The sequence below is a fragment of the Streptomyces sp. NPDC059355 genome, from assembly GCF_042752335.1.
GTDB lineage: Bacteria > Actinomycetota > Actinomycetes > Streptomycetales > Streptomycetaceae > Streptomyces.
The window spans coordinates 13072-39156 of the sequence record NZ_JBHYXN010000044.1 but is presented as its reverse complement, the minus strand read 5'-3'; the positions used below and the strand labels follow the sequence as shown (position 1 = coordinate 39156).

The window sequence follows — 26085 nt, the reverse complement described above, 5'->3', positions numbered from 1 at the left end:
AGTGACCTGAATCACCCCCTCCGGAGGCGGGGCCGGGCACCCCCTAGGGTGGTTCGCATGGCACAGCGCAAGGAGGCGGACGCCCCGAAGGCCGCCGGCCGCGGCACTTACGCGGTGGGCGACGCCCGCCGCCGCAAGATCCTCGACACCGCGGTGGAGCACTTCGCGCAGTGGGGCTTCAACGCCTCCTCGCTCGCCCGCATCGCCCAGGACTGCGGCATCACGCAGGGCGGGCTGCTGCACCACTTCCGCGGCAAGGAGGACCTGCTGCTGTCCGTGCTGGCGCAGAGCGAGCAGCACGACGTGGAGCGGCTGTTCGGCGAGCCGGCCGAGTCCGTCGCCACGTACTACGCCACCGTCGTCGCCCTGGCCGCGGACAATGCCCGCCGGCCCGGCCTCGTACGGATGTACAACACGCTGGTCGGCGAATCCGGGAACCCCGGCCACCCGGCGCACGCGTACTTCACGCGGCGCTACGCCCGGGTGCTCGCCCACAACGTCCGGCTCCTGGAGACCGGCGTCGCGCGGGGCGAGCTGCGGCCCGGCACCGACTGCGAGGCCGTCGCCCGCGAGACCCTGGCCGTCATGGACGGGCTCCAGATCCAGTGGGTGCTGGCCCCCGAGGCGGTGGACATGCCGGCGCTGCTGCGCGCGTACCTGGACCGGCAGCTGCGCGGGATCTCGACGGCGGGCACGGGCCTGGCGGCCGGCGCGTAGAGCCTGATCCGAAAGGTCCCCCCGGGGGTGTCCCCGACCTAGCCCTCCTCGAACGGGGGCAGTTCGGCCAGGACGCCGCGCAGGGCCGGGGTCAGGGACTCCTGGGCCGCGGTGACCTCGTGGCCGCCGTGCACGAAGGTGTAGACGAACCCGTCGAACACCGCCGGGCCGCCCGTCGGGAACCTCGGCAGGCGCGCGAGGTCCGCCTGCGCGAGCGCCGTGCGCAGCTTCGCCTCCCGGTCCGCCGGCAGCTTCCCGGTGCCGGCCGGGCGCATCTGCCGGTCCAGCCGGGTCCACGAGCCGTCGCCCTTGACCAGCAGGGTGCTCGACTTCCCGGCGTAGCCGCCGGTCCGGGTGACCGTGACCAGGCGCTCCAGCGCCGAGGAGGGACCGGGGGAGACGGGCGCCGACGAGGCGCTCGGGGCGCCCGTCGGCTTCCCCGGCGGTGCGCCGGTCGTGCTCGGGGACGCGGGGTCGGAAGACGGCCGGGCCGAAGCGGAGGCCGACGTCGCGGGGCTGCCGCCGCCGCCCGGCGGGGGCTTCGCGGACGGCTTGTCCGACCCGCCGCCCCCCGACCCGCACCCCGCCAGGACCACCGCACTCAGCAGCACCGCCGCCACCGCTCGGAACGCGCGCACACCCCACCCCCGGAGGTCTTCGGGCCGACCCCCGAGTATGGAGTCGGCACCACCCGCACGGAAGACACCAGGAGGACGACATCCGCCGCACCGCCGCCTGGCGCCGGCTGCCGCCGCTGCTCGCCGTCCTCCTCGGCCTCTGGGGCCTGGAGCGCGCCGGCGCGGACGGCCGCGGCAGCATGTGGCGCGACGAGTCCGTCACCTGGCAGGTGGCGCACCGGCCGCTCGGCGGGATCTGGGAGCTGGTCGGGCAGGTCGACGCCGTGCACGGTCTGTACTACCTGCTGATGCACGCGGTGTTCGCGGCCTGGGACGGCGGGGGAGCCGGGCCGGGCGGCGGGCCGGGCGCGGGCGGCCTGTGGGCGCTGCGCCTGCCGTCGGTCGCCGCCACCGCCCTCGCGGCCGCCGGGGTGGCCGCCGTCGCGCACCGGCTGGCGGGAGAGCGGGCCGCGCTGTGGTCCGGGGCGGCCTACGCCGTGCTGCCGCCCGTGCAGATGTACGCGCAGGAGGGGCGCTCGTACGCCCTCGTCGCGGCCGCCGTGGTGTGGGCGACGTACCTGATGCTGCGCGAGCGGTGGGTTGCGTACGCCGTGGTCCTGCTGCTGGGCTGCTGGCTGCACGAGTTCGCCGTACTGGCCCTCCTCGCGCACGGGGTCGCCGCCTGGCGCTCGCGCGGCTGGCGGTGGAGCGCCGCCGCGGTGGTCGCCCTGCTGCTGCCGCTGGCCGTGGTGAGCGCCCGGCAGGCGGAGCAGCAGCTGGGCTGGCTCGGCAGGCCGAGCTGGCGGGACTGGGCGGCGTACGGGGTGGTCGCGGCGGCCGCCCTGCTGCTCGCGCGGAGCCCGGCCGTACCGCGGGAGCTGGTCCGGGTCGCCCTGCCGCTGACCCTCGTCCCGCCCGGCCTGCTCATGGCGGTCTCCCTCGTCCACCCCTGGTACGTGGACCGGTACGTGCTCTACGCGCTGGCCGGGCTCGCCCTCCTCGCCGGGGCCCGGCTGGCGGCGGCCCGGGGGTGGTGGCCGTGGCTGCTGGTGGGCGCCCTGCTGGTGCCGTTCGGGTGGTGGTCGGTGTGGCTGCGCACGCCCGAGAGCCGCAAGGACGACGTGCTCGCGGTGGCCGCCGCCGTACGGGAACGGGCGCGGCCGGGAGACGCCGTGCTGTTCATGCCCTCACGGCGGCGCGAGTGGCTGCTGTCCTCGCCCGGGCTGTACGGGAGCCTGCGCGACCTGGCCCTGGACCGCACCCCGGCGGCTTCGCGCAGCCTCCAGGGCACGGAGCTCCCGACGGCGCGGATCTGGACCCGCCTGGTGGACGCCCCCCGGGTGGTGGCCCTCACGGACCCGGCGGACCAGCCGCTGGACCCGTACCCCCGCGAGGCGGTCAAACGCCAGACGCTGGCCTCGCACTTCGACCTGTGCTCGACGGACGAGGTCCGGGGCGCCCGGATCTCCGTCTACGCCCGGCCGGGCCACTGTCCTTGAGGGCGCGGCTCCTTCGGCCGGTCGGCCCGGAGGTCCGGCATACAGAACACCTCGTCGTAGCGGCGGTCCCCTACGGCGACGCAGCCGGGGAGGCGCCCGTACTCGGTGAAGCCGAAGATCGGCGTGCGGCCGGTGCGTCGGACGGGCGCAGCGCTGCCGGTAGCCCAGTCCGACGAGGCGACCGCCCAGGTGGGCGACGCGCAGGGCAGCGTCCCCGGACCGGGCGGCCGCCGGCACCCGGTCGAGCAGCCGCGCGATCTCGTCCGGCGAGGGCGGGTCGACCCGGCCGAGGGCCGCGCCGCCGGCGACCGGCTCGGAGAGCATGCGGTGCACCGGCTCCGGGTCGGGGGTCCACTCGCGGGCGTCCGGGACAGTGATCGTTTCCGGATCCATGACCGCACGCTGGGCCGTGTCCCCAGCGGCCCGGAGGTGCGGGCCTTGCTTGCCACCGATGGTACGAAATCGTATAGTCCGAAATTGTGAACTCCGAAATCGTGTCATCCGAATGGTCGGCCCTGCTCGCGCTCCAACGGGCCACCCACGCCACCCTCCAGGTCCTCGCCGCGGAGCTGGCCGACCTGGACCTGACCGCCTCCGAGATCAACGCGCTGGCCAACCTCGCCGACGGGCGCGGGCGCACCGTGTCCGAGCTGGGGGCGGCCGTCGGCACCCGCCCCACCACGCTGACCAGCGTGCTGGACCGCCTGGAGCGGCGCGGCCACATCACCCGCGGCACCCGCCCCGGTGACCGCCGGGCTGTGCTCATCGAGCTGACGCCTTCCGGGCGCACGGCCGCCGCCACCATCCGCGAGGCCGTCACCGGCCTGGAGCGGCGCGCTCTCGGCGGGCTGCCCGCCGAGGTGATCGCCGGCCTGCGCGACGCCCTGCAAGCGATGACGGAGGTGTCCCGATGACCCCGCCCCCCGCCTTCGAGGAGCTGATGGCCGAAGTGATGGCGACCGCGGAGCGGTTCGGCCACCGGGAGCACGTCCACCTGACGTGGCTGGCCGTACGGCGGTGCGGGGTGCCCGAGGCCGTCGGCCTGGTCAGTGAGGGAATCCGGCGCACCGCGCGCTACGCCGGTGCCCCGCAGAAGTACAACGCCACGGTCAGCCGCGCCTGGGTGGAACTGGTCGGACACCACGCGGCCGCGCCCGGCGGGGGCGATGCCGGCTTCGACGCGTTCCTCGGGCGCAACCCGGCACTGCTCGACAAGCGGCTGCTGACCCGTTTCTACCGTCCGGCGACGCTGGCAGGGGCGCCGGCGAGGTCGGGCTGGGTCGAGCCCGACCTCGCTCCGTTCCCTTCGCAGGAGTCCGCCGAGAAGTCCGGTTAGGAGTCCGCCTCGGTGTCCGCCTCGGCGCCTATGCGCCGAAGAGCGCCATCACCCGGCGGACCGCCTCGGCCACCGGGAGGCCGACCTCGCCGACCAGCTGGGCGACCCCGGAGACGCTCCCCAGGGCCCGGCGGAACGCGCCGTGCTCCACGTCGTCCTCGGTCAGGGTGTCGAGGGATGCGTCCAGGACCGCCCGGTCGTCCTCCCGGACCCGTCCCCGCAGCACCTCGATGAGGCTGATCAGCTCCTGGAGCGCCGCCTGCGGGTCCTGCGGCGCGTTGTTCTGCGTGCCGATCTTGCCGATGTTGTTCGTTCCGTAGACCTGGAAGTTGTCGCCGACCTGCCCGATCCGGAAGTCCTCGTTGCCGGTCAATTGCCTGCCTTCCCGACGTTGCCGGTGCCGAAGACCTTGAAGTTGTCCCCGACCTGGCCGATGTAGTTCGTGACCTGCTGGTGGAAGCTGGCCTGCGGGTTGTCGATCGCCTCCATGATCATGCGCACGAGCTCGTGGACGAGGTCCCGGTCGGTGGTGACGAGCGCCGTGTTCGGCGTACCCGCGGTCTCGATCACCAGCGCGTAGTACGCCTTGCCCAGGACGACGCCGCCCAGTTGCACCACGAGGAGAGCGAGCAGCACGAGCGCGACCACCACCGCCGCGTCCTGGTAGTCCGACGGGAGCACGACGAGGGCGACGACGGTCAGGACGATCACGGTCAGGGCGGACTTCAGGAAGCGCGCGACCGCCTGCCCGCGCGGGGGGTCGACGCTGACGGTCGTCGCCCTCGCGATGTTGTTCAGCGGATACGCCTCCGCGCCGATCCACAGGACTCTTCGGCTGACGACGACATCGGTGACGACACTCTTGGCCATACGGCTCCCCCCACGCCCGGATGTAGGGCACAGGATCCTCGCGAACCCCCTTACCGGCAAGGCGCTTTGCGGGCATCTTCGGGCCCCGTAGGAGGATGTGCGGCGGGCCCCTTCGTCCGCGCGGCCCGCCGACCCACCCGGAGGTGCCGCATGACCGTCTCCCGCTCCGCCGCGTCCGCCCCGACCGCGCCGCCCGCCCCACCCGCCCCGCCCGCGCCGCTGGTCGGGGCGGACTGGCTGGCCGGCCGGCTCGGCGAGCCGGGGCTCGTCGTGTTCGACGCCTCCGTCGGCGCCCACCGCGGCGCCGGCCGGCGGATCCCGGGTGCCCGGCCCTTCGACCTCGACGGCGCCCTGTCCGACCACGACGCCCCCGCCCCGCACGCCATGCCCGCGGCCGCGGCCTTCGAGGAGGCGCTGCGCGGGCTCGGAGTGGACGACACCAGTACGGTCGTCGTCTACGACGGCGCCGGCATCCACTCCAGCGCGCGGGCCTGGTGGATGCTGCGCGCCATGGGCTTCGACCGGGCGGCCGTCCTGGACGGCGGGCTGCCCGCATGGGCCGCGGCCGGGCTGCCCGTCGAGGAGTGCGGACCGGCGTACGACGGTCCGCCCGGCTCCTTCACGGCCCGGCCGCGACCGGGACTGCTGGTGGACTTCGCCGCCGTCGGGGCGGCCCTCGCCGATCCCGGAGCGCTCGTACTGGACGCCCGTACGCGCGAACGCTTCACCGGCGCGGCCCCGGAACCCCGGCCGGGGCTGCGCGGGGGCCACATGCCGGGCGCGGTGAACCTGCCGTTCGGCGACCTCCAGCGCGGCGGCCTGATGCGGCCCGCCGGGGAACTCCGCCAGGTCTTCCGGGCGTTGGCGGGTGACCGGGAGCGGCTGTACTTCAGCTGCGGTTCGGGAGTGACGGCCTGCGTCCTGGCCCTGGGTGCCACCCTCGCCGGCCACTCCGGCCTGGCGGTCTACGACGGCTCCTGGACGGACTGGGCCATGCGCCCGGAGCTGCCCGCGGTGACGGGCCGGCGGGGGCGGTTCTTCGACGGTGCGCGCTCCGAAGACCGCTTCGCCGGGCCCGCGACGGGAGACGAGCGGTTCCTGCTCACCGACGTCCTCGCGGCGCAGCGCGCGACGCTGGAGCTGAAGTGCGCCGGGCTGGACGCGGAGCTGGCCCTGCGGTCGGCGGAGCCGTCCACGCTCTCGCTGCTCGGCCTGGTCCGCCACCTCGCGGACGTGGAGCGCCGCTGGTTCCGCCGGGTCCTGGCCGGGCAGGAGGCGCCGGCCCTGTTCTCCTCGGAGGCGGACCCGGACGGCGACTTCGACGGGGCGGCCTCCGGCCCGGGGGCCGTCGCCGCGGCGTGGGGGGCCTGGCGGGACGAGGTCGCGTTCGCGCGGTCGTTCACGGCAGCGGCGCCCGATCTGGACGTGGAGGCCGAGGACGAATGGCGCGGGAAGGTGTCACTGCGCTGGGTGCTGATCCACATGATCGAGGAGTACGCCCGCCACAACGGCCACGCCGACCTGCTGCGCGAGCGGATCGACGGCGCGATCGGCGTCTGAACCCGGGTACGGCCCCCATCGAGGTCGGTGCCCGGTCTCACCACACTGGTGTGCATGCCTTCTCACATCACGTCATTGCGCTTCAGTCGGACGGTGGTCGTCCTCATGGCCGCCGGACTGCTGCTCTACGGCTGCTCCTTCGGGGAGGCCGAGCAGCAGAGGACGGCGACGGCCGACGTGACGGTCGGGGAGGCCGTCACGGCGGTCGAGGTGAAGGACGCCCGGCGCGGCTCCATCGAGGTCAGCCCCGGCGCGGGCCCGGGGGTCACGGTCCACCGGACCGTCCACTACCGCGGCGACGCGGCGCCGAAGCCGGGCCAGCGGGTGTCGGGAGGGGTCCTCACCTTCACGGAGGGCTGCTCCGCCCCCTGCTTCGTCGACTACCGCCTGGAGGTCCCGGCCTCGGCGAAGGTCACGCTCGCGAGCAGCAGCGGCCGCATCTCGGTGACCGGGGTGGCGGGGGCGGACCTCTCGTCCTCCTCGGGCGACGTGACGGCCGACCGCACCACCGGCCCCCTGAAGGTCCGTACGTCCTCGGGGTCGATCACGGCCACCGCCCTGACCGCCCCGACGGCCGACCTCCGCGCCTCCTCGGGCGACATGCGCCTGACGTTCGCGAGCCCGCCGGGATCGGTCATGGCGCAGTCCAGCTCGGGCGACGTGACCCTCAGGGTCCCTCCGGCCCCGTACGAGATCACGACGGCCACCGGCTCCGGCACCCGGAACACCCTCCCCTCCACCCCCACGGCCCCCTCCCACCTCAAGGTCCAGACCTCCTCGGGCGACATCCGCATCCAGCCCGCCCCCTGAGTCCGCCGGCGAGGGGTGTTCGCCGGGGGCGAACGGGTGTTGGGGAACATTGGGCGGCGCACATGCATTGAGTCGGCATAGCTCAACTTCACTGCCGGAGGGAAGATCATGGCTTCGACGTCCGTAACGCTCACTCTGCCCGTGCTGCCGCTTGACGACGAGGTCGTGCTGCCGGGGATGGTCGTTCCGCTGGACCTGTCCGATGCCGAGGTGCGGGGGGCCGTCGAGGCCGCCCAGGCGGCGGTCGGGAGCGGGAAGCCCCGGGTGCTGCTCGTGCCGCGCGTCGACGGGAAGTACGCCGGCACCGGTGTGCTCGGGACCGTCGAGCAGGTGGGCCGGCTCTCCGACGGGGACCCCGGGGCGCTCATCCGCGGTGTCGGCCGCGTCAGGATCGGGGCCGGGACCACCGGGCCCGGGGCAGCGCTCTGGGTCGAGGGCGAGAGCGTCGACGAGAAGCTGCCCGACCCGCTGCCCGGGTCGGTCACCGAGCTCGTCAAGGAGTACAAGGCACTCGCCACCAGCTGGCTCAAGAAGCGCGGGGCCTGGCAGGTCGTGGACCGCGTCCAGCAGATCGAGGGGGTGTCCGCGCTCGCGGACAACTCCGGGTACTCGCCCTTCCTGAGCGTCGCCCAGAAGGTCGAGCTGCTCGAGACCGCCGACCCCGTCGCCCGCCTCAAGCTCGCCATCACCTGGCTGCGCGACCACCTCGCCGAGCAGGACGTGGCCGAGTCCATCGCCAAGGACGTCCAGGACGGTGTCGAGAAGCAGCAGCGCGAGTTCCTGCTGCGCCGCCAGCTGGAGGCCGTGCGCAAGGAACTGCGCGAGCTGAACGGCGAGAAGGACGGCGAGGAGTCCGACGACTACCGCGCCCGCGTCGAGGGCGCCGACCTGCCCGAGAAGGTACGGGAGGCCGCGCTCAAGGAGGTCGACAAGCTGGAGCGGTCCAGCGACCAGTCCCCCGAGGGCTCCTGGATCCGCACCTGGCTCGACACCATCCTGGAACTGCCCTGGAACGAGCGGACCGAGGACGAGTACGATATCCGCGGCGCCCGGGCGGTCCTGGACGCCGAGCACGCCGGCCTGAGCGACGTGAAGGACCGCATCACCGAGTACCTCGCCGTGCGCAAGCGGCGCAGCGAGCGCGGCATGGGCATCGTCGGCGGCCGCCGCGGCGGCGCCGTACTGGCGCTCGTCGGGCCCCCCGGCGTCGGCAAGACGTCCCTCGGGGAGTCCGTCGCCCACGCCATGGGCCGCAAGTTCGTCCGCGTCGCCCTCGGCGGCGTCCGCGACGAGGCCGAGATCCGCGGCCACCGGCGTACGTACGTCGGCGCCCTGCCCGGCCGGATCGTACGGGCCGTCAAGGAAGCCGGGTCCATGAACCCCGTCGTCCTGCTCGACGAGATCGACAAGGTCGGGTCGGACTTCCGCGGAGACCCGGCGGCCGCACTGCTGGAGGTCCTGGACCCCGCCCAGAACCACACCTTCCGGGACCACTACCTGGAGGTGGAGCTGGACCTGAGCGACGTCGTCTTCCTGGCCACCGCCAACGTCCTGGAGGCCATCCCCGAGGCGCTCGCCGACCGCATGGAGCTCGTCCGCCTCGACGGCTACACCGAGGACGAGAAGGTCGTCATCGCCCGCGACCACCTCCTGCCCCGTCAGCTGGAGCGCGCCGGACTCGGCGCCGACGAGGTGGTGCTGGAGGAGGACGCCCTGCGCAAGCTGGCCGGGGAGTACACCCGGGAGGCGGGCGTGCGCACGCTGGAGCGGTCCGTCGCGCGGCTCCTGCGCAAGGTGGCCTCCCAGCACGAGCTGGGGGAGCGGGAGCTGCCGCTGCGCATCGGCGCCGACGACCTGCGCGGTCTCATCGGGCGCCCGCACCACGTCCCGGAGTCCGCGCAGGACCCCGCCGAGCGGCGCACCGCCGTCCCCGGCGTGGCCACCGGGCTCGCCGTGACCGGCGCGGGCGGGGACGTCCTGTTCGTCGAGGCCTCGCTGGCCGACCCCGAGACGGGCGCCGCCGGACTCACCCTCACCGGGCAGCTCGGCGACGTCATGAAGGAGTCGGCGCAGATCGCGCTCAGCTTCCTGCGCTCGCACGGCGCGGAGCTGGAGCTCCCGGTCGCCGACCTGAAGGACCGCGGTGTGCACATCCACTTCCCGGCGGGCGCGGTGCCGAAGGACGGCCCGAGCGCGGGCATCACGATGACCACGGCGCTCGCCTCGCTGCTCTCCGGGCGGCAGGTGCGCACCGACGTGGCCATGACCGGCGAGGTCTCGCTGACCGGGCGCGTCCTGCCGATCGGCGGGGTCAAGCAGAAGCTGCTGGCCGCGCACCGGGCCGGGCTGACCACGGTGATCATCCCGAAGCGGAACGAGGCCGACCTGGACGACGTCCCGTCCGAGGTGCTGGCGGGCCTGGAGGTCCACCCGGTGACGGACGTGCGCCAGGTCCTGGAACTGGCCCTCCGCCAGTCGGACGCCGTCCCGGTCACCGTCGCCGCCTGACCGGCCCACCGGCCGGCCGCGCACGGCCCGGGCCCACTCCCCGCGGACCCCACCGGCCCGGGACCGTCCCCCCGGACTCCGTCCGGGGGGACGCCCGGGCGGGGTCCCGGGCCGGTGGCGGGCGCGCTGCGAAATACTGGTGCCTCAGGACATCAGCGATGGGAGCGGACGTGCACGGAAGCGAAGACCAGGAGTTCCTTGCCCTGGAGCGGGAACTGTCCGTCTTCCTCCGGCGCGCCAGGGCCTCCTCCGGGGAGATGGCCCGCGCGCTCCACCCCGAGCTGGAACCGGCCGCGTACGGGCTGCTCGTGCGGCTGGAGGCGGCGGGGCGGCAGCGGGCCACCGAGCTCGCCGCGTACTTCGGCGTCGGCAAGGCCACCATGAGCCGGCAGCTGCGGGCCCTGGAAGTGCTGGGGCTGGTGGCGCGCGAGCCGGACCCCGCCGACGGCCGGGCCTCCCTGGTCGGCCTCACGGACGAGGGCCGGGAGCGGTTCCTGCGCGTACGGGGGGCCCGGCGCGAGCAGTACATGCGCAAGCTCGCCGACTGGGACCGGGGAGAGGTCGCGGAGCTCGCCCGGCTCCTTCGACAGCTGAACCAGGGCGCGGAGTAGGGCCCGGAGGGACTACAGCTCCGCGTACGCCGCCGAGGCGTCGTCGTGGCGTTTGCCGCGCCCGCGGGGGCGGGCCGGGTCCGATTCCAGGATGCGGACCCGGGCGATCAGCGACTGCGCGCCCTCCTTGCGGAGCACCGCCAGGCACTGCGCCCAGTCGCCCTCCCCGAAGGTGTCCGTCCACCGGCTCGCCCCGTCCGTGAGCGCCGCCAGCGCCCGGACCCGCCCGCGCGGGGTCCGGCCCGTCACCGCCCGCGCCGCGACCTCCGGGTCCGCCGCCGCCGTGAAGAAGCCGCCCTCCGCGTTGCGCAGCGCGTCCGCCGAGGCGGATGTCCGCAGCAGCTCGCGCGGGATCCGGTCCAGCCGGTCGTCGAGCACCGCCGTCACCTCGCCGCCCGGCGCTTCGAGGAGCAGCACGGAATCCGAGAGCACGAGGTGCTCCACGTACGCCTCGTCCCACCGCACCATCACCACCGTCGCCTGCGGGGTCCGCACGTGAGAAAGGTCACAGGTTTCGCGGTGGGCGTCGGCGGCGCCGCGGATGGACTCCGCCAGGATCCGGTCCAGCGCCATGTCCGGTCGCGATCCGGACAGTTCGGTCAATCGGCCCCCGAGCCGGGCCGCGAACCAGGGCACGCCGTGCGAACAGCCCACCTCGCCGCCCGGTGGGGTGACCCCGTCCAGGGCGACCAGGACTCCACCGCCCGCGGCGGGCATCGCCGCCGATAGCCAGTCCTCGTTGGGGCGTTCCGGGTCGCCGGGGTCCGAGGCGAGGTCGATGCGCATACGGACATTCTGCCCGTCCCGCGCGGGCCGGCCGGCCGGGACGGAGTGAAAGGTCCGTACCAATAGGGCGTCCGTCGGGTACGCGGCGCCCGCGCGGCCGACAGGGCGTTCGGGGCCCCCGTGGCGGCTGTGGGCGCGCATATTGCCAAAGCCCTCACCGATCTTTCAACCACCCGTCCATGGCGGCCCCCTGAAGGCGCACCGCCGAGTTGGTTGCCAACTCATCCGTGATGTTCACTCGTTCGAGTGGCCGGGTGGGTGATGTCAGACTCTCCGCCCAGCACACTGCAAAGGTCTGAGGCGGTACGAGGAGGCAGGGGGCGTTTACTTGTTGACCGGCCGTTACCTCGGCCACACGAGTAGACGAGCACGAGCACACGTACAGGATTGCGAGCACCGGTGCAGAAGAAGCGGTCTCGGAAGAACGGCACCGCCACCGACGGACCAGCCCCCGCAGGACGCCCCGTCCGCGTGCGCAGCAGGCTCGTCATCGGCGTCGCCGTCGCCGGCCTCACCGTCCTCGCGGCCGGCGCCCCAGCCGTGGTCTCCGCGACGCGGGAGCTGAACGACTCCCAGCAGCTGGTCACGCTCGCCGAGCAGAGCCAGCACACCCTCACCCTGGCGCACCTCCTCGGCGACGAGCGCGACGCCGTCGTCGAGTACGTGGCCAAGGGCCGCCCCGGCGCCCAGGCGAAGGGCCCCGTCCAGGAGCGCACCGCGCTCACCGACCGCCAGCTCGCCGAGGTCCAGAACGAGGCCGACGAGGCGCTCGCCCGCGCCCTCGGCCGCGTCCAGGCCGTCCGCACCGAAGCCGTCGACGGCAAGGGCAGCGCCCTCGCCGCCCAGCAGGCGTACACGGGCGTCATCGCGGAACTGCTCGCGCCGGGCGACCGGCTCGCCGAGCTGACCCCGCCGCGCGCCGTCGCCGCCCTCGCCACCACCCGCCCGCTGGCCCCGCTCGGCCAGGCCGTGGAACAGGCCTCGGCCACGCGTGGACTGCTGCTCGGCGCGCTGGCCGTCCCCCGCGGCGAGCAGCCCTCCAACACGGCCGCCGCGGACGAACTCAGCACCGCCGCCCAGCGGGCCCGCGTACGGGAGCAGGCCGCGCTCGACGACTTCAACCGGGTCGCGCGGCCCGACGTACGCCAGACCCTCGCCGCCACCGTCACCGGCCCCGACGTCAAGACGGCCGACGACCACCTCAAGCGGCTCACCGAACGACCCACGCTCTCCGCGGCCGACCGCCGGCTCGACAGTTCCGCCGTGGCCCCCTCCCTTTCCGCCCGCATCGACCGGATGCGCTCCGTCGAGGCCACCCTCGCCGGGCAGCGGGCCACCGCGCTCGCCACCCTGCGCGACGACGACGTGACCCGGCTGGAGACGCTGGTCGCCGCCCTCGGCCTGCTGTTCCTGGTCGCCGTCGGCTTCTCGACGGCCGTCGCGCGCTCGCTGACCCGGCCGCTGTCCGTGCTGCGCCGCGGCGCAGCACGGCTGGCGACCCCGGAGGGCTCGGTGGAGCCGGTCCGCTTCACCGGCCGCAACGACGAGTTCGCCGAGGTCGTACGCCACCTCAACGCGGTCCGCGACCAGACCGTCTCCCTGCACACCCGGATCGCGGGCCTGGACGCCGACGGGCGCCGGCTCATCGGCCGCAACGAGGCGCTCTCCGCGTCCCGCGATGCGCTGGAGCAGGAACTGACGACGAGCCGCGAGGCGCTGGAGGAGGAGCTGACGCAGCTGCGGGCCGGTCTCGAAGAGCACCGCCGCATCATGTCGACGACGTCGGTCTCGCTCTCGCTGCGCACGCTGGGGCTGGTCGAGCGCCAGCTCGCGGTCATCGAGGAGCTGGAGTCCAAGGAGCAGGACCCGGACCGGCTGGCGACCCTGTTCAAGCTGGACCACCTGGCGACGGTCATGCGCCGCCACAACGAGAACCTGCTGGTCCTGGCCGGCCAGGAGCACGGCCACGGCCACGGCGCCGGCCCCGCGCCGGTCCCGCTGGTCGACGTCATGCGGGCCGCGGTCAGCGAGATCGAGCGCTACGAGCGCGTCGACCTGGCGGCGCTCCCGCCGTTCACCCAGGTCGCGGGGCACGCGGCCGACGACATCTCGCACGTGCTCGCCGAACTGCTGGAGAACGCCACGACGTTCTCGCCGCCGGAGGCGAAGGTACGGGTCTCCGGGTGGCTGCTGGACTCGGGTGACGCGGTGCTCTCCGTCATGGACGAGGGCATCGGGGTCACCGGCGACCGGCTGGAGGCCCTGAACGCCCGCCTGGCCACGCCGGAGGCGTACGACGAGGAGCCGGAGGCCGAACACGGCCTGGGTCTCGGCCTGTACGTGGCGGGCCGCCTCGCGGCCCGGCACGGGGTCACCGCCGAGCTGCGCCCCGGGCGGCACGCGGGTACGGAGGCCCTGGTGGTCGTCCCCGCCGCGCTGCTGCCGACCACGCCGCCGAGCTCGCCGGTGCACACCTTCGCCACGCCGGCACCGGGCGTGCCGGAGCTGCGGCTGCCGGGTGTGATCGCGGAGGCGAACGAGAACACGATCCCGGCGCGCCGCATGCCGGAGCCTCCGGCGGTGGAGCGGGAGGCGGAGGCGTCGGCCGACGCGGCCCCGACTCCGGCCGCGGCCCCGGCTCCCGAGCCCTTCCAGGACCCGGGCCCGGAGGCGGACGCGGAGCTCCTGCGGGGCATGGAGTGGGACCCGGACGCCCCGGACGAGTCCCTCACCGCGGAGCCGACGCCCGGCCAGGACGCGGACTTCGCCCCGGACGGTGCCGTTGCGGGTGCTGGTGCGGCTGTGGCCCCGGGCGCAGACCCGGCCTCCGGTCCCGATGCGACCGCGGACGCCATCCCCGACCTGGCCCCGGAATTCGGGCCGGACCTGGCCGGGGGTCTGGAGCCCGGCGCGGGTGCGCACGCCCCGGCCGCGGACGCTCAGCTGCCGCCCGCCGACCAGGTGTTCACGGCCGGACACGGCTTCGGGGACGCCGCGGACGTACCGCCCCCGGCCGACGTACCGCCCCCGGCCCCCGGCGAGGAGCTGCTGGCCCGGGTGGTGCCGACGGAGCCGGAGCCGCCCGGCGCCGACCAGGTGTTCACCGCGGCCGACGGCCCCGAGCAGGCCCCGGGCGAGCCCGATCCCGGCGAAGAACTCCTCGCGCGCGTCGTCCCCGACGCGGTACCGGAGGCCTTCGCGGAGCCCGACCCCGACCCGGCGTCCCCCGACCGGCTGCCCGATGCCGGCCCGCGGGCCGGCGTACCGGAAGCAGGACCGACGCTGCCCGGGGAGTCCGCCACCGCCGTCGCCCCCGACGGTCCGGCGGAGCCCCACCGGCACGCGCCCGACGAGGCCGACTGGGTCCCCCGCCAGGGGAGCCACCCCGACTCCGGGCCGGAGGCGGCCGTCACCGACAAAGGGCTGCCCAAGCGCACCCCGCGCACGGTGACCCCGCCCCGCCCCGGGACCGCACGGGCGCCCGAGCCGCCCCGCCGCGTCGACGCCGACGAACTGCGACGCCGGCTCGGCGGCTTCTACCAGGGGACGCGGGACGGACGGCGCGTCGTGGCCGCCGAGCTCGCACAGGACACCGACCAGGGGGACACCGCACAGGAGGCACGCACATGACCGCGCCCAGTACGTACGGACTGAGCACCCAGGCCCGCAACCTGCAGTGGCTGCTGACCGACCTGGTCGAGGAGGTGCCCGGCGTCAACTCCGTCGCGGTCGTGTCCTCGGACGGGCTCCTGCTGCTGTCCTCCGACCCCGGGGGAGCGGCCGCCGGCGCGGCCGCCGCCCCCGGCGAGGGCCCCGCGCGCACCAAGGGCCCGCGCGGCGCCTCCGCCGACCTGGCCACCATCGTCTCCGGTCTCGGCAGCCTCACCACGGGCGCCGCCGAGCTCATGGAGGGCGGGGCGGTCAAGCAGACGATGGTGGCGATGGCGTACGGCTCCGTCTTCGTCATGTCCATCAGCGACGGTTCGCTCCTCGGCGTGCACGCCACCCCCGACTGCGACATGAGCGTGGTGGCCTACCACATGGCGCTGTTCGTCGGCCGGGCCGGCCACGTCCTGACCCCGGAAGTCCGCAGCGAGCTGCGCCAGTCGATGGAGAAGACCCCGTGAGGAGTACGGCCTCGGCGACCGACCGGTTGCCGATACGCGGAGCCGACCGCCGGCCCGCACGCGTCCGCCCGTACTCCCTCACGGGCGGCCGCACCCGCTTCACGCAGGTCCTGCACGTGGAGACGTTCGTCGCCGCCTGCGACACCCGGGCCTCGGAGCCGCAGCGGCCCGAGCCCGACGACCGCATGCCCGAGATGCCGGCGATCGTCGAGGTCTGCCGCCGCATGCGCACCATCGCGGAGATATCCGCGCTGCTGAAGCTGCCGCTCGGGGTGGTCCGCGTCCTGGTCAGCGATCTCGCCGACCAGGGGCGGATACGCGTCTACGGGACGGGGCACGGCCCCGGGCGACCCGAACGCGCGCTGCTGGAAAGGGTGCTCAGTGGTCTTCGCAGTCTCTGATCCGCCCGTCGGCATCCCCGGCCACGCCAAGGCCGCTTTGGACGACGAGTCCGTCCAGCCCTGGCAGTACGACCGCTCCCGCGCCCCCGTCGCCGTCAAGGTGCTGGTCGCGGGCGGCTTCGGCGTCGGCAAGACCACCTTCGTGTCCTCCGTCTCCGAGATCACCCCGCTGCGCACCGAGGCGGTGATGACCCAGGCCGGCGCCCCGACGGACGACCTGTCCGGCACCCCGGACAAGAGCACCACCACCGTCGCGATGGACTTCGGCCGCATCACCCTCGCCGACGACCTCGTGCTGTACGTGTACGGGACGCCGGGCCAGAAGCGGTTCTGGTTCATGTGGGACGACCTGGTGCGCGGCGCCATCGGCGGCATCGTGCTGGCCGACACGCGCCGGCTGCGCGACTGCTTCCCGGCGCTCGACTACTTCGAGAGCTGCGGGCTCCCGTACGCGGTCGCCGTGAACCACTTCGAGGGCTCGGACCCGTACGAGCCCGAGGACGTGCGGGAGGCGCTGACCATCCCGCCGCACGTGCCGGTGCTGATCATGGACGCGCGGAGCCGGGACACGGTCGTCGAGTCCCTGGTGACGCTGGTGGGCCACGCGCTGGACGCGACGCCGGAACCGTAGAACAGCCGAAAGCCGAAAGCCGAAAGCCGAACCGCACCCCCGAATCGAGAACGTGACATGCGCAAGATACTCGTCGTGGGGGCCGGCCAGTCCGGTCTCCAGCTCGCCCTCGGCCTCCAGGCGAAGGGGTTCGAGATCACCCTCATGTCCAACCGGACGGCGGACGAGATCCGCACCGGGCGGATCATGTCCACGCAGGTCATGTTCGACACGGCGCTGCGGCACGAGCGCGACCTCGCGCTCAACTTCTGGGAACGGCAGGCCCCGCGGATCGAGGGCGTCGGCGTCTCGGTCGCCGCCCCGGACGGTTCGCGCCCGGTCGACTGGCTCGGCCGTCTCAAGGGGTACGCCCAGTCCGTCGACCAGCGCGTGAAGATGGCCGGCTGGCTCGACGTCTTCGTGCAGCGCGGCGGACAGCTGGTGATCCACGGCGCGTCCGTCGCCGACCTGGACTACTTCTCCCGCACGTACGACCTCGTGCTCGTCGCCGCCGGCAAGGGCGAGCTGGTGTCGATGTTCGGCCGGGACGCGGCGCGCTCCCCGTACGACGCGCCGCAGCGCGCGCTGGCCGTCTCGTACGTGCACGGGCTCGCACCGCGCCCCGAGCACCCCGAGACGGAAGCGGTGCGCTGCAGCCTCGTCCCGGGCGTGGGCGAACTGTTCGTGATGCCGACGCTGACGACGTCGGGGCGTGCGGACATCCTGTTCTGGGAGGGGCTCCCGGGCGGCCCGCTCGACGTGTTCCGCGGGGTCGCCGGCCCGGCCGAACACCTCGCGCTCACGCTGGAACTGATGGAGAAGTTCACGCCCTGGGAGTACGCGCGGGCGACGAAGGCGGAACTGACGGACGCGGGCGGCACGCTGGCCGGCCGGTACGCGCCGGTCGTCCGCAACCCGATCGGGCGGCTGCCGGGCGGCGGGCTGGTGCTGGGCGTCGCCGACGTGGTCGTCGCGAACGACCCGATCACCGGCCAGGGCTCGAACTCGGCGTCCAAGTGCGCGGCCTCCTACCTGTCGTCGATCCTGATGCACGGGGACAAGCCGTTCGACGAGGCGTGGATGAAGGCCACCTTCGACAAGTTCTGGTTCACGACGGGCAAGCCGGTGACCCAGTGGACGAACGCGATGCTCGGCGTCCCGCCGGAGCACGTGCTGAACCTGATCGGGGCGGCCGGGCAGCTCCAGCCGGTGGCGGATCGTTTCGCCAACGGCTTCGACAACCCGGCCGACTTCGACGCGTACTTCTACGACCCCGAAGACGCGCAGGACTACTTGGACGAGGTCGCGTCCTCGGCCGGGTCCTCGGCCGGGTCCGGAGACTCCGAGGCGGAGTAGCCGGCGTCGCCGCCCTCCGGGGTCTGCGGCAGGGGCGGCGGGGTGAACGCGGCCAGCGGGGCCGCGTCGGAGTCGGGCCGCACGGCACCGAGCAGCGGATTGGCGGCGATCGGGGACACCTTGACCTTCGCCCCGGGCCGCGGCGCCTGGATCACCTTCCCGTCGCCTACGTAGAGGGCCACATGGGTGGCGGTGGGGAAGTACACCACCAGATCGCCGGGCCGCAGCTCGTCCAGCGGCACCTTGGGCAGCTGCGCCCACTGCTCCTGGCTGGTGCGGGGGATGGAGCGGCCGGCGTGCGCCCAGGCCTGTGAGGTGAGCCCGGAGCAGTCGAAGGACCCCGGCCCCTCGGCGCCCCAGACGTAGGGTTTGCCGATCTGCTCGGTGGCGTAGGTCAGTGCGGCGCCGCCGGCGGCCGTGGGCGTACGGGGGGTGGCGGCGAGCCGGCCGGAGTCCAGCAGCTCCCGCTGCGCGGTGGCGGTGTTCGCGGCCTCGCGGGAGCCGAGCCGGGCGATCTGCTCGGGGGTGAGGGAGGCGAGGACCCGCTCGACCTGTTTGAGCTTGAGGTCCACCTGCAGCTTGTTCCGCCTGCGCTGCGCGGTGAGGGTCTGCTGTGCGTCGAGGGACGTGCGGGCTGCGGTGGCGAGGAGGTCGGCCCGGTGCTCGCCGCGGGTGAGGCGGGCCAGCACCCCGGCCCGGCGGGCGCCCTCGCGGGCGGCGAGCCGCCGCTGGTCCTGGGCGGCCTGGGGGTCGCCGGTGAGCAGCATCCGGGCGTACGGGGAGAGGCCGACGGCGCCCTGGTACTGCTCCCGGGCCACCCGCCCGGCGGCGGCCTTCTCGGCGCCGAGGGCGGTACGGGCCTTCGCGAGCTCGGCACCGAGCCGGCGCTCCTCGTCCTGCCCGGCCTTGAGCGCGACCTCGGTGGCCTTGTACCCCTCGGCGGCGGCCTCGGCCTCCCGGTAGAGCCTCTGCAACACCCCCAGCAACTCCCCGACGCCGAGACCCTGCAACGCGGTTGCCTGGGCGGTGGCACCCTGCGGGTCGGCGGCGGCCGCCGTGCCGATGCCCTCGCGGACGGCGGCGGCCCTGCCGGGTCCTGTCGAGTCGAGCCCTGTTGAGTCGAGCCCTGTCGAGCCGAGCCCTGTCGAGCCGAGTCCCGCCGTGCCCTCGGAGCCGGGCGAGCCGGTCCCATGCGCCGCGGCAGTGCCTCCGGCGCCGGGGGTCCGAGGGGCGGAGGCGCCCGGGGCGCTGTCGCCCTGCCGGTCGGTGGTGTCCGTCGGGGCGGTGGCCCGCGGGGTGGCGGCTTGCGGGGTGTCGGCGGCCGCCGAGCCGTGGGCCCGGTGGGCGGGGGCGCCTGCGGATTCCGCGGTGGCGCTGGGCTGCCGGGTCGTGGCGGCGGCCGGGTCCGCCAGGGGCAGGGACCCGGCGTGGGTGACGGGGAGCGGCCCGGCCGATACGAACAGGGCGGCGATGCAGGCGGTACGGAGCACGCGGCGTGACATGTGGTCACCTCCAGGCGGCCGATGCTGCCACGCCCGATATGACAAATCGCCCACCCGGGACGGCCGGTTCCCCACGCCCACTCGTCCGGCCCAGCCCCGGCCCGTGGACGAGCCCACCGGGCAGGGCGGCTTCGTGAGGGCCGGGGTCGGGGTGTCAGGAGTGGAGGAGGCGGGTCTTGGCCTCCTTGAACTCCTGCGGGGTGAGTAGGCCTTCCCGGGCCAGGTTCGCCAGCTGTGCCAGTTCCGTCGCCAGACCCGTCGGCTGGCTGCCCGGGTGACCGGTGGTCGTCCGGCCCTCCGGCGCGGCCGATTGCGCACGGTGTTCGGCCGCCTCGGTGACGGCGGGCTCGGTGGCCGGCGCCGGCGTGCCCGCCGCGCGTGCCAGGAGGCCTTGGAGGAGGGGGCGGCCCGAGGGGCGGCGGGCCGCTTCCACTCTCCTGCCGACCGGGCGGATGAACATCAGGCCGCCTCCGTCCGCTCCGGCGGGATCCGGACCGAGCCCACGATGCGCCCGCCCGCCGCCCGTACGGCGATCGCCGCGTCCTCGGCCCACACGTGCTCCACCAGCAGCAGCAGCGCGCAGCTGCCCCGCTCCAGCAGCTGCGCCGACTCCTGCACGTCCTCGGCCCCGATCAGCTGCGCGGCCTCCCGGTGCCGCAGCAGCCCCTGCAGCTCCATGAACTCGTCGAACTCCGCCGCCAGCACCTCGCCCCCGGCCGTCTTCGTGACCACGAGACCGTCGATCAGCCGTACGACCCCCGCCTTGCGCAGCCCCATCACGGCCTCGACCGCCGGCACGCGCAGCTGCTCCTCCGGGAAGGCCAGGACGATGAATTCCACTGGTCCCATGTCTCGCGGCTCCCACTCGTGACCGATTCCGACTACTCCTCGGCACTCTATGACATAAGCGGACATACCATCCGTCCGCTTGCTACGTTTCCGATATGACCGCTCTGACGGCAGAGGTGGCGGAGCCCGCGCCGCCCCCGCCCCCCGACGGCTCCGCGTCCACGCGCAGAGGCGTCGAGCTGACGCTCCTCGCCGGAGCCGTCCTCATCTGCGTCCTCGGGTACCTCTACGTCGGCCTCGCCACCACCGGCCACATCCCCGAGCCCGCCGGCCGGTACGCCGCCGGGCTCGCCGGGGCCGCCCTGCTCGCGCACCTCGCCGTCCGCTTCCGGGCCCCGTACGCCGATCCGCTCGTGCTCCCCATCGCCGTCCTGCTCAACGGACTCGGCCTCGTCCTCATCCAGCGCCTCGACGTGACCACCCCCGCCCACCTCACCGCAGGCGACCAACTGCGCTGGTCCGCGCTCGGCGTGGCCCTCTTCGTCCTCGCCGTCGTCCTCCTGCGCGACCACCGCGTGCTCCAGAGGTACGCGTACCTCTCCGTGGCCGCCGCGCTCGTGCTGATGCTGGTCCCCGTGTTCTTCCCGGCCGTCAACGGCGCCCACATCTGGATCCGGTTCGCCGGGCTCTCCTTCCAGCCCGGCGAGTTCGCCAAGATCCTGCTCGCCGTCTTCTTCGCCGCCTATCTGGCCGCCAATCGCACCGCCCTCGCGCTCACCGGGCGGCGCCTGTTCTGGAAGCTGCGCCTGCTGCCCGGCCGGGTCCTCGGTCCGATCCTCGCGATCTGGCTGCTCAGCGTCGGTCTGCTGGTCCTGGAAAGGGACCTGGGGACCTCGCTGCTGTTCTTCGGACTCTTCGTGATCATGCTGTTCACCGCCACCGGCCGGATCGGGTGGATCGCGATCGGGCTGCTGCTCGCCGCCGTCGGCGCGTACGCCGTCGGGACCTTCGAGACGCACGTGCACGGCCGCGTCGAGGACTGGCTGAATCCTTTCGCCTCCATCGAGCGGGGGGAGGGGCCCGGCCAGCTCGCCCAGTCCCTCTTCGCCTTCGCCGCCGGCGGACTCCTCGGCGCGGGGCTGGGCCACGGCCAGTCCTTCCTCATCGGCTTCGCCGCCAAGTCGGACTTCATCCTCGCCACCGCCGGCGAGGAGCTCGGCCTCGTCGGCATCACCGCGATCCTGCTGCTCTACGGACTCCTCGTCCACCGCGGATTCCGTGCCGGGCTCGCGCTGCGCGACCCCTTCGGCCGCCTCCTCGCCACCGGGCTGGCCTCGATCGTCGCCCTCCAGGTGTTCGTCATCGCCGGGGGAGTCACCGGGCTGATCCCGCTCACGGGCATGGCCATGCCCTTCCTCGCCCAGGGCGGCTCCTCCGTCGTCACCAACTGGGTCAACGTCGCGCTGCTCGTCCGGCTCGGCGACAGCGCCCGCCGCCCCCGCCCGGCCGGAGCCGAGGGCCGAGGGGGCGGCGAGTGATCCGCTACATCCGCTGGTGCGCCTGGTTCTGCGCGCTGCTGCTCGCCGCCCTGCTCGTCAACGTGGCCCGGGTGCAGGTCTGGGAGGCCGCCGCGTACGGGGCGAACCCGGCCAACAAACGCCCCGCCGTCCAGCGCTACGCCGAGCCCCGCGGGGACATCCTGGTCGACGGGCGGCCCGTCACCGGATCCCGGGACAGCGGCCAGCTGCTGCGCTACGAGCGGACGTACGCGAACGGTCCGCTGTACGCGCCGGTCACCGGGTTCTCCTCGCAGACGTACGGGACCAGCCTCCTCGAGCGCGCCGAGGACGCGGTCCTCGCCGGCACCGACCCGGGGCTCTCGGCCTTCCCGCTCTGGTATGAGCTGGCCCGCGGCCGCCCCTCCGGCGGCAACGCCGAGACCACCGTGCGGTCCGGCCCCCAACGGGCCGCGTACACCGGACTGGCGGGCCGGCGCGGTGCGGCGGTCGCCCTGGATCCCGCCACCGGCAGGATCCTCGCGCTGGTCAGCAGCCCCTCGTACGACCCGGCGGCGCTCTCCGGCACCGGCGGGTCCGTCAAGGGGGCCTGGGCCCGGCTGAACGCCGACCCCGCCCGGCCGATGCTGAACCGGGCGCTGCGCGAGACGTACCCGCCCGGCTCCACCTTCAAGATCGTGACGGCGGCCGCGGCCCTCGACGCGGGGGTGGTCACCGATGTGGACGCGCCCACGCAGACCCCCGACCCCTACCCGCTGCCCGGCACCAGCACCCTGCTGCCGAACGCGGCCACCGGCTGCCAGGACGCCTCGATGGCGGAGGCGGTGCAGTGGTCCTGCAACACGGTGATGGCGAAGATCGGCGTACGGGTCGGGCTGCGCGCGATGGTGGACGCGGCGCGCCGGTTCGGGTTCAACGAAGGCGGGCTGCGGGTGCCCGCCTGGGTGTCGCGGTCGAACTTCGACACCGACATGAGCCCGGACCAGCTGGCGCTCTCCTCGATCGGGCAGTTCAATACGACGGCCACGCCGCTCCAGATGGCCATGGTGGCGGCGGCGGTCGCCAACGGCGGCGAACTCGCCTCCCCGTACCTCGTCGACCGGACCACCCAGGACGACGGGGACCAGGTCCGGCGCGGGCAGCAGCACAGCCTGGGCCGGGCGATGAACCCGGCGACGGCGCTGCGCCTGCAGGAGATGATGGTGCAGGTGGTGGAGAACGGCACCGGGCGCAACGCCGCGATCCCGGGCGCGGTGGTCGGCGGCAAGACCGGCACCGCCCAGCACGGGGTCGGCAACGCGGGAACCCCGTACGCGTGGTTCATCGGCTGGGCGAAGGCCGAGGACGCCCCGCGACCGGAGGTCGCCGTGGCCGTGGTGGTCGAGGACGCCGAGGCGCACCGCGGGGACATCAGCGGCAACGGCGCGGCGGCCCCGATCGCCCGTGCGGTGATGGAGGCCGCGCTGGCGGCGCGTTGAGCCGTGCCCCACCGGCCCGATCGACAAGACACCCCTAGGGGGTGTCCAGCCCCTCTTCGATCGCCGCCTCCACCTCCGCCACCCGGTCCGCCTCCTCCGCCGCGAAGCGTTCGCGGTCCAGCGCCTCCGCGATCTCCTCGTCCTGGGTCATGAGCAGGTCCAGGTTGGAGTTGCCCATCTCGAAGACGCCCATGTCCAGGTATGCCTTCTGCAGCCGCTCGCCCCACAGCCCGATGTCCTTCACGCACGGCACGATCCGGCTGAACAGCAGCTTCCGGAACAGGTGCAGGAACTCCGACTGCTCGGTGAACTCCTCGGCCTCCTTCCGCGAGATGCCGAAGTTCTCCAGCACCTCCACCCCGCGCAGCCGGTCGCGCATCAGGTAGCAGCCCTCGATCACGAACTCCTCGCGCTCGCGCAGCTCGGCGTCCGTCAACTGCTTGTAGTAGTCCCGCAGGGCCATCCGCCCGAACGCCACGTGCCGGGCCTCGTCCTGCATCACGTACGCCAGGATCTGCTTCGGCAGCGGCTTGTCGGTCGTGTCGCGGATCATCCCGAAGGCCGCCAGCGCCAGCCCCTCGATGAGCACCTGCATGCCCAGGTACGGCATGTCCCAGCGCGAGTCGCGCAGGGTGTCGCCCAGCAGCGCCTGGAGGTTGTCGTTGATCGGGTAGAGCATCCCGACCTTCTCGTGCAGGAAGCGCCCGAAGACCTCGGCGTGGCGGGCCTCGTCCATCGTCTGGGTCGCGGAGTAGAACTTCGCGTCCAGGTCCGGCACCGACTCCACGATCCGCGCCGCGCACACCATCGCGCCCTGCTCACCGTGGAGGAACTGGCTGAAGTTCCAGGCGGTGTAGTGCCGGCGCAGCTCGCCCTTGTCCTTCTCGGTGAGCCGGGACCAGTGCCGGGTGCCGTAGAGGGTCAGCGCCTCGTCCGGGGTGCCGAGCGGGTTGTACGGGTCCACCTCCAGCTCCCAGTCGATGCGCTTGGCGCCGTCCCACTGCTTGTCCTTGCCCTTCTGGTACAGGGCGAGGAGCCGCTCGCGGCCCCCGGCGTACTCCCAGCTGAAGCGGGCCGCGCCGGAGGCCGGAACCTGCCAGACGTCCGCGCCCGGGTCCTTGGTGTAGAGCTCGTGCGTCGACACTGACGCCCCCTCGGCTCGTGTACTTCCGTACAGGACTGGATGGTTGGCAGCGTCACACGTTGGTAGACGCGGGGTCAACAAGTCGTGCGCAGGGGATTGACGGTCTTGCTGACAAGCAGTCTCATAACTACTGACCGCCGGTAACCCGATGAGCGAGGTATCCGAAGCCATGACGACCGTGACCGATCGAGGCGCCCTGCAGGACGCGCTCGGCCTCCTCAAGGACCGCGCAGAGATCGCCGCGCGACTGCTCGAATCCTCGGCCAAGCACTCCTTCGACCCGGACAAGGAACTCGACTGGGACGCCCCGCCCATCGACGGCAAGTACTACTGGCCGCCCGAGCTGCTCTCCCTCTACGACACCCCGCTGTGGAAGAGGATGGGCGAGGAACAGCGCATCGACCTCTCCCGCCACGAGGCGGCGGCGCTCGGCTCGCTCGGCATCTGGTTCGAGATCATCCTGATGCAGCTGATGGTCCGGCACATCTACGACAAGTCCCTGACCAGCAACCACGTCCGGTACGCGCTCACCGAGATAGCCGACGAGTGCCGCCACTCCATGATGTTCGCCCGCATGATCCAGAAGGCCGGCGCCCCCGCCTACCCCGTCTCCCGCACCAACCACAACCTCGCCCGCATCCTCAAGACCGTCTCCACCACCCCCGGTTCCTTCGCCTGCACCCTCCTCGGCGAGGAGATCCTCGACTGGATGCAGCGCCTCACCTTCCCGGACGAGCGCATCCAGCCCCTCGTGCGCGGTGTGACCCGCATCCACGTCATCGAGGAGGCCCGGCACGTCCGCTACGCCCGCGAGGAGCTGCGCCGCCAGATGCTGACCGCCCCGCGCTGGGAGCAGGAGCTGACCCGCGTCAGCTGCGGCCAGGCCGCCCGCGTCTTCTCGATGGCCTTCGTCAACCCGAAGGTCTACGAGAACATCGGCCTCGACCGGCGCGAAGCCCTCGCCCAGGCCCAGGCGAGCGGCCACCGGCGCGAGGTCATGCAGACGGGCGCCAAGCGGCTCACGGACTTCCTCGACGACATCGGCGTCCTGCGCGGAGTCGGCCGCAGGCTCTGGAAGAGCTCGGGACTCCTCGCCTGAACCGCTTGTTTCGGGGCTACCCTGCGGGCATGACGACCGTACGCGCGTACCGCAGGCTGAGCGTCGAGGAGCGGCGGGCCCAGCTCCTCGACGCCGCCCTGTCGCTGTTCGCGCACCGGGCCCCGGAAGAGGTCTCGCTCGACGACGTCGCCGAGGCGGCGGGCGTCTCGCGGCCCCTGGTCTACCGCTACTTCCCGGGCGGCAAACAGCAGCTGTACGAGGCCGCCCTGCGCTCGGCGGCCGACCTGCTGCAGCAGTGCTTCGACGAACCGCAGGCCGGTCCGCTCACCCAGCGGCTCTCCCGGGCCCTGGACCGCTACCTGGCCTTCGTCGACGAGCACGACACCGGCTTCTCCGCCCTCCTCCAGGGCGGCAGCGTCGTCGAGACCTCCCGTACGACGGCCACGGTCGACGGCATCCGCCGGGCCGCGGCCCGGCAGATCCTCTACCACCTGGCCGTCCCGGCCCCCGGCCCGCGGCTGCGGATGATGGTCCGCACGTGGATCACCGCGGTCGAGGCCGCCTCCCTGATCTGGATCGACGAGGGCAAGCAGCCGGAGGTCTCGGTCCTGCGCGACTGGCTGGTCGACCAGTTCATAGCCCTCCTGACGGCGACGGCCGCCACTGACCCGGAGACCGCGGCCGCGGCGCGGGCCGCACTGGCCATGGAATCGGCGGACGGCCCGGTCGGGGTCCTGGCCCGCCGCGTGATCCCGGTGGTCTCCGAGGCCGCCCACCTGCTGTGACA

Annotated in this window: 25 protein-coding genes and 2 pseudogenes; 18 read left to right on the top strand and 9 right to left on the bottom strand. The window is 73.8% G+C overall.

Annotated elements, in window-relative coordinates; translation table 11 throughout:
* Positions 1-57 precede the first annotated feature (57 nt).
* Positions 58-717: a TetR/AcrR family transcriptional regulator gene (locus ACFXGI_RS31215; protein ID WP_384713900.1), complete on the top strand. Its 660-nt coding sequence runs from the start codon at positions 58-60 to the stop codon at positions 715-717.
* A gap of 38 nt (positions 718-755) precedes the next feature.
* Here ACFXGI_RS31215 and ACFXGI_RS31210 read toward each other — a convergent pair whose 3' ends face one another.
* Positions 756-1355 carry a hypothetical protein gene (locus tag ACFXGI_RS31210; protein ID WP_384713897.1) on the bottom strand — a complete coding sequence of 200 codons (600 nt, stop codon included), beginning with the start codon at positions 1353-1355 and terminating at the stop codon, positions 756-758.
* A 179-nt stretch (positions 1356-1534) separates the two neighbouring features.
* Between ACFXGI_RS31210 and ACFXGI_RS31205 the strand changes: the two genes are divergently transcribed.
* Positions 1535-2833, top strand: coding sequence for a heparan-alpha-glucosaminide N-acetyltransferase domain-containing protein (locus tag ACFXGI_RS31205; RefSeq protein ID WP_384713894.1), 1299 nt, complete (start codon positions 1535-1537; stop codon positions 2831-2833).
* Here the strand turns inward: ACFXGI_RS31205 and ACFXGI_RS31200 are convergent.
* Positions 2806-3226 (bottom strand): annotated as a pseudogene (locus ACFXGI_RS31200) (hypothetical protein). The gene ACFXGI_RS31205 and the pseudogene ACFXGI_RS31200 sit on opposite strands and share 28 nt — an antisense overlap.
* A gap of 86 nt (positions 3227-3312) precedes the next feature.
* On the opposite strand from ACFXGI_RS31200, the gene ACFXGI_RS31195 reads away from it, so the two are divergent.
* Both ACFXGI_RS31195 and ACFXGI_RS31190 read left to right on the top strand, forming a co-directional pair.
* The gene (locus tag ACFXGI_RS31195) at positions 3313-3747 is read left to right on the top strand and encodes a MarR family winged helix-turn-helix transcriptional regulator (protein ID WP_384713891.1); all 435 of its coding nucleotides are present in this window, start codon (positions 3313-3315) and stop codon (positions 3745-3747) included.
* Positions 3744-4169, top strand: a complete 426-nt coding sequence (locus tag ACFXGI_RS31190; RefSeq protein ID WP_384713888.1) for a hypothetical protein — start codon at positions 3744-3746, stop codon at positions 4167-4169. The genes ACFXGI_RS31195 and ACFXGI_RS31190 overlap by 4 nt, the downstream gene beginning before the upstream one ends.
* A 28-nt stretch (positions 4170-4197) precedes the next feature.
* Here ACFXGI_RS31190 and ACFXGI_RS31185 read toward each other — a convergent pair whose 3' ends face one another.
* A complete protein-coding gene (locus ACFXGI_RS31185) occupies positions 4198-4542 on the bottom strand; it encodes a hypothetical protein (RefSeq protein ID WP_384713885.1) in 345 nt (114 codons plus the stop codon).
* The gene (locus tag ACFXGI_RS31180) at positions 4539-5039 is read right to left on the bottom strand and encodes a DUF6232 family protein (RefSeq protein ID WP_384713882.1); all 501 of its coding nucleotides are present in this window, start codon (positions 5037-5039) and stop codon (positions 4539-4541) included. Before ACFXGI_RS31180 ends, ACFXGI_RS31185 begins: the two co-directional genes overlap by 4 nt.
* Before the next feature lie 150 nt (positions 5040-5189).
* Between ACFXGI_RS31180 and ACFXGI_RS31175 the strand changes: the two are divergent.
* The 5 genes and pseudogenes from ACFXGI_RS31175 to ACFXGI_RS31155 all read left to right on the top strand — a co-directional run.
* Positions 5190-6062, top strand: a pseudogene (locus tag ACFXGI_RS31175) (sulfurtransferase); the annotation flags it as partial.
* Positions 6045-6599 (top strand): DinB family protein, encoded by a 555-nt coding sequence (locus tag ACFXGI_RS31170; protein ID WP_384713964.1) that lies wholly within the window; start codon positions 6045-6047, stop codon positions 6597-6599. The pseudogene ACFXGI_RS31175 and the gene ACFXGI_RS31170, both read left to right, overlap by 18 nt.
* A gap of 54 nt (positions 6600-6653) precedes the next feature.
* Entirely contained in the window at positions 6654-7409 is a 756-nt protein-coding gene (locus ACFXGI_RS31165; protein ID WP_384713879.1) for a DUF4097 domain-containing protein, read from the top strand.
* 108 nt (positions 7410-7517) lie between these two features.
* Entirely contained in the window at positions 7518-9917 is a 2400-nt protein-coding gene (gene lon, locus ACFXGI_RS31160; protein WP_384713876.1) for an endopeptidase La, read from the top strand.
* A gap of 158 nt (positions 9918-10075) precedes the next feature.
* Entirely contained in the window at positions 10076-10528 is a 453-nt protein-coding gene (locus ACFXGI_RS31155; protein ID WP_030859229.1) for a MarR family transcriptional regulator, read from the top strand.
* Between the two features lie 12 nt (positions 10529-10540).
* On the opposite strand, the gene ACFXGI_RS31150 is transcribed toward ACFXGI_RS31155, so the two are convergent.
* A complete protein-coding gene (locus ACFXGI_RS31150) occupies positions 10541-11314 on the bottom strand; it encodes a protein phosphatase 2C domain-containing protein (RefSeq protein ID WP_384713872.1) in 774 nt (257 codons plus the stop codon).
* A 471-nt stretch (positions 11315-11785) separates the two neighbouring features.
* Here ACFXGI_RS31150 and ACFXGI_RS31145 point away from each other — a divergent pair, with 471 nt between their 5' ends.
* The 5 genes from ACFXGI_RS31145 to ACFXGI_RS31125 are packed head-to-tail and all read left to right on the top strand — an operon-like array spanning position 11786 to position 17808.
* Positions 11786-14944, top strand: coding sequence for a nitrate- and nitrite sensing domain-containing protein (locus tag ACFXGI_RS31145; protein WP_384713869.1), 3159 nt, complete (start codon positions 11786-11788; stop codon positions 14942-14944).
* Positions 14941-15441, top strand: a complete 501-nt coding sequence (locus tag ACFXGI_RS31140) for a roadblock/LC7 domain-containing protein (protein WP_384713867.1) — start codon at positions 14941-14943, stop codon at positions 15439-15441. The genes ACFXGI_RS31145 and ACFXGI_RS31140 overlap by 4 nt, the downstream gene beginning before the upstream one ends.
* Positions 15438-15842 (top strand): DUF742 domain-containing protein, encoded by a 405-nt coding sequence (locus ACFXGI_RS31135; RefSeq protein WP_384713864.1) that lies wholly within the window; start codon positions 15438-15440, stop codon positions 15840-15842. Before ACFXGI_RS31140 ends, ACFXGI_RS31135 begins: the two co-directional genes overlap by 4 nt.
* A 13-nt stretch (positions 15843-15855) precedes the next feature.
* A complete protein-coding gene (locus ACFXGI_RS31130; protein WP_384713961.1) occupies positions 15856-16473 on the top strand; it encodes an ATP/GTP-binding protein in 618 nt (205 codons plus the stop codon).
* A 57-nt stretch (positions 16474-16530) separates the two neighbouring features.
* On the top strand, positions 16531-17808 hold the full coding sequence (locus tag ACFXGI_RS31125) for a styrene monooxygenase/indole monooxygenase family protein (protein ID WP_384713861.1): 1278 nt from the start codon (positions 16531-16533) through the stop codon (positions 17806-17808).
* Here the strand turns inward: ACFXGI_RS31125 and ACFXGI_RS31120 are convergent.
* The 3 genes from ACFXGI_RS31120 to ACFXGI_RS31110 form a co-directional block, all read right to left on the bottom strand.
* Positions 17742-19310, bottom strand: coding sequence for an NlpC/P60 family protein (locus ACFXGI_RS31120; protein WP_384713858.1), 1569 nt, complete (start codon positions 19308-19310; stop codon positions 17742-17744). The genes ACFXGI_RS31125 and ACFXGI_RS31120 overlap by 67 nt on opposite strands.
* A gap of 154 nt (positions 19311-19464) precedes the next feature.
* The gene (locus ACFXGI_RS31115) at positions 19465-19770 is read right to left on the bottom strand and encodes a hypothetical protein (RefSeq protein WP_384713855.1); all 306 of its coding nucleotides are present in this window, start codon (positions 19768-19770) and stop codon (positions 19465-19467) included.
* Positions 19770-20159: a DUF6325 family protein gene (locus tag ACFXGI_RS31110; RefSeq protein WP_384713853.1), complete on the bottom strand. Its 390-nt coding sequence runs from the start codon at positions 20157-20159 to the stop codon at positions 19770-19772. Before ACFXGI_RS31110 ends, ACFXGI_RS31115 begins: the two co-directional genes overlap by 1 nt.
* A gap of 95 nt (positions 20160-20254) precedes the next feature.
* Between ACFXGI_RS31110 and ACFXGI_RS31105 the strand changes: the two genes are divergently transcribed.
* Together ACFXGI_RS31105 and ACFXGI_RS31100 are read left to right on the top strand one after the other, a co-directional pair.
* A complete protein-coding gene (locus tag ACFXGI_RS31105; protein WP_384713850.1) occupies positions 20255-21637 on the top strand; it encodes an FtsW/RodA/SpoVE family cell cycle protein in 1383 nt (460 codons plus the stop codon).
* Positions 21634-23094, top strand: a complete 1461-nt coding sequence (locus ACFXGI_RS31100) for a penicillin-binding transpeptidase domain-containing protein (protein ID WP_384713848.1) — start codon at positions 21634-21636, stop codon at positions 23092-23094. Before ACFXGI_RS31105 ends, ACFXGI_RS31100 begins: the two co-directional genes overlap by 4 nt.
* A gap of 34 nt (positions 23095-23128) precedes the next feature.
* Here the strand turns inward: ACFXGI_RS31100 and ACFXGI_RS31095 are convergent, their stop codons facing one another.
* Positions 23129-24238 (bottom strand): ferritin-like domain-containing protein, encoded by a 1110-nt coding sequence (locus ACFXGI_RS31095; RefSeq protein ID WP_384713845.1) that lies wholly within the window; start codon positions 24236-24238, stop codon positions 23129-23131.
* Positions 24239-24407: 169 nt separating this feature from the next.
* On the opposite strand from ACFXGI_RS31095, the gene ACFXGI_RS31090 reads away from it, so the two are divergent.
* Together ACFXGI_RS31090 and ACFXGI_RS31085 are read left to right on the top strand one after the other, a co-directional pair.
* Complete coding sequence (locus ACFXGI_RS31090; protein WP_384713842.1) at positions 24408-25337, top strand: diiron oxygenase; 930 nt, start codon at positions 24408-24410, stop codon at positions 25335-25337.
* A gap of 29 nt (positions 25338-25366) precedes the next feature.
* Entirely contained in the window at positions 25367-26083 is a 717-nt protein-coding gene (locus ACFXGI_RS31085; protein ID WP_384713839.1) for a TetR/AcrR family transcriptional regulator, read from the top strand.
* Positions 26084-26085: the final 2 nt, after the last annotated feature.

Excerpts from the sequence above, each read along its gene's own strand:
- ACFXGI_RS31115 (WP_384713855.1), bottom strand. The coding sequence starts at position 19,770 with ATGTTCATCCGCCCGGTCGGCAGGAGAGTGGAAGCGGCCCGCCGCCCC.
- ACFXGI_RS31155 (WP_030859229.1), top strand. The coding sequence starts at position 10,076 with ATGGGAGCGGACGTGCACGGAAGCGAAGACCAGGAGTTCCTTGCCCTG.
- ACFXGI_RS31110 (WP_384713853.1), bottom strand. The coding sequence starts at position 20,159 with ATGGGACCAGTGGAATTCATCGTCCTGGCCTTCCCGGAGGAGCAGCTG.
- ACFXGI_RS31140 (WP_384713867.1), top strand. The coding sequence starts at position 14,941 with ATGACCGCGCCCAGTACGTACGGACTGAGCACCCAGGCCCGCAACCTG.
- ACFXGI_RS31190 (WP_384713888.1), top strand. The coding sequence starts at position 3,744 with ATGACCCCGCCCCCCGCCTTCGAGGAGCTGATGGCCGAAGTGATGGCG.
- ACFXGI_RS31125 (WP_384713861.1), top strand. The coding sequence starts at position 16,531 with ATGCGCAAGATACTCGTCGTGGGGGCCGGCCAGTCCGGTCTCCAGCTC.
- lon (WP_384713876.1), top strand. The coding sequence starts at position 7,518 with ATGGCTTCGACGTCCGTAACGCTCACTCTGCCCGTGCTGCCGCTTGAC.
- ACFXGI_RS31150 (WP_384713872.1), bottom strand. The coding sequence starts at position 11,314 with ATGCGCATCGACCTCGCCTCGGACCCCGGCGACCCGGAACGCCCCAAC.
- ACFXGI_RS31090 (WP_384713842.1), top strand. The coding sequence starts at position 24,408 with ATGACGACCGTGACCGATCGAGGCGCCCTGCAGGACGCGCTCGGCCTC.
- ACFXGI_RS31085 (WP_384713839.1), top strand. The coding sequence starts at position 25,367 with ATGACGACCGTACGCGCGTACCGCAGGCTGAGCGTCGAGGAGCGGCGG.
- ACFXGI_RS31120 (WP_384713858.1), bottom strand. The coding sequence starts at position 19,310 with ATGTCACGCCGCGTGCTCCGTACCGCCTGCATCGCCGCCCTGTTCGTA.
- ACFXGI_RS31205 (WP_384713894.1), top strand. The coding sequence starts at position 1,535 with ATGTGGCGCGACGAGTCCGTCACCTGGCAGGTGGCGCACCGGCCGCTC.
- ACFXGI_RS31105 (WP_384713850.1), top strand. The coding sequence starts at position 20,255 with ATGACCGCTCTGACGGCAGAGGTGGCGGAGCCCGCGCCGCCCCCGCCC.
- ACFXGI_RS31165 (WP_384713879.1), top strand. The coding sequence starts at position 6,654 with ATGCCTTCTCACATCACGTCATTGCGCTTCAGTCGGACGGTGGTCGTC.
- ACFXGI_RS31215 (WP_384713900.1), top strand. The coding sequence starts at position 58 with ATGGCACAGCGCAAGGAGGCGGACGCCCCGAAGGCCGCCGGCCGCGGC.
- ACFXGI_RS31180 (WP_384713882.1), bottom strand. The coding sequence starts at position 5,039 with ATGGCCAAGAGTGTCGTCACCGATGTCGTCGTCAGCCGAAGAGTCCTG.